Below are 1775 nucleotides of genomic sequence, written 5' to 3'. Positions count from 1 at the left end.
CTCAAAACTAAATATCGTTTCGTTGAATGTGTAGGTTTCCGATTTTCCTTAGAAAGGAGGTGATCCAGCCGCAGGTTCTCCTACGGCTACCTTGTTACGACTTCACCCTAATCATCTGTCCCACCTTAGACGGCTGGCTCCTAAAAGGTTACCCCACCGGCTTTGGGTGTTACAAACTCTCATGGTGTGACGGGCGGTGTGTACAAGACCCGGGAACGTATTCACCGCGGCGTGCTGATCCGCGATTACTAGCGATTCCGACTTCATGTAGGCGAGTTGCAGCCTACAATCCGAACTGAGACATACTTTAAGAGATTAGCGCACCCTCGCGGGTTGGCGACTCGTTGTATATGCCATTGTAGCACGTGTGTAGCCCAGGTCATAAGGGGCATGATGATTTGACGTCATCCCCACCTTCCTCCGGTTTGTCACCGGCAGTCTCACTAGAGTGCCCAACTGAATGCTGGCAACTAATAATAAGGGTTGCGCTCGTTGCGGGACTTAACCCAACATCTCACGACACGAGCTGACGACAACCATGCACCACCTGTCACCTTGTCCCCGAAGGGAACGTCCTATTTCTAGGATTAGCAAGGGATGTCAAGACCTGGTAAGGTTCTTCGCGTTGCTTCGAATTAAACCACATGCTCCACCGCTTGTGCGGGTCCCCGTCAATTCCTTTGAGTTTCAACCTTGCGGTCGTACTCCCCAGGCGGAGTGCTTAATGCGTTAGCTGCGACACTCAAGGGCGGAAACCCTCGAACATCTAGCACTCATCGTTTACGGTGTGGACTACCAGGGTATCTAATCCTGTTTGCTACCCACACTTTCGAGCCTCAACGTCAGTTACAGTCCAGAAAGCCGCCTTCGCCACTGGTGTTCTTCCATATATCTACGCATTTCACCGCTACACATGGAGTTCCACTTTCCTCTACTGCACTCAAGTCATCCAGTTTCCAAAGCCATTCCTCAGTTGAGCTGAGGGCTTTCACTTCAGACTTAAATAACCGTCTGCGCTCGCTTTACGCCCAATAAATCCGGATAACGCTTGGAACATACGTATTACCGCGGCTGCTGGCACGTATTTAGCCGTTCCTTTCTGGTAAGATACCGTCACACACTGAACAGTTACTCTCAGTGCCGTTCTTCTCTTATAACAGTGTTTTACGAGCCGAAACCCTTCATCACACACGCGGCGTTGCTCCATCAGGCTTGCGCCCATTGTGGAAGATTCCCTACTGCTGCCTCCCGTAGGAGTATGGGCCGTGTCTCAGTCCCATTGTGGCCGATCAGTCTCTCAACTCGGCTATGCATCATTGCCTTGGTAAGCCGTTACCTTACCAACTAGCTAATGCACCGCGGGTCCATCTCTTAGTGATAGCAGAACCATCTTTCAACCAACAACCATGCGGTTGTTGGTATTATACGGTATTAGCACTTGTTTCCAAATGTTATCCCCTGCTAAGAGGTAGGTTACCCACGTGTTACTCACCCGTTCGCCACTCTTTGTCAGATAAAATCAAATCAGAGCAAGCTCTTCATATCAGTTAAAGACAAAGCGTTCGACTTGCATGTATTAGGCACGCCGCCAGCGTTCATCCTGAGCCAGGATCAAACTCTCATTTTAAAAGTTTGAGTATAACTCAATTTTGTTATTTGTTTAACAGAAGTTAAACGAATTTATTAGCGAATTGACTTCGCAAATGTTTTTGTATCAAGTAAATTACTTGATGACCCTACACATTTGTTTCATCGAAACGATATTCAGTTTTCAA

General features: G+C 48.2%; 1 rRNA gene. It reads right to left on the bottom strand.

Going from position 1 to position 1775, the window contains the following annotated elements:
* Positions 1-52 precede the first annotated feature (52 nt).
* A 16S ribosomal RNA gene (locus HMPREF0877_RS06965) occupies positions 53-1627 on the bottom strand.
* Positions 1628-1775 lie beyond the last annotated feature (148 nt).

Origin of the sequence: Weissella paramesenteroides ATCC 33313 (genome assembly GCF_000160575.1) — a bacterium.
Lineage (GTDB): Bacteria > Bacillota > Bacilli > Lactobacillales > Lactobacillaceae > Weissella > Weissella paramesenteroides.
This window is presented reverse-complemented; position numbering and strand designations above follow the sequence as displayed.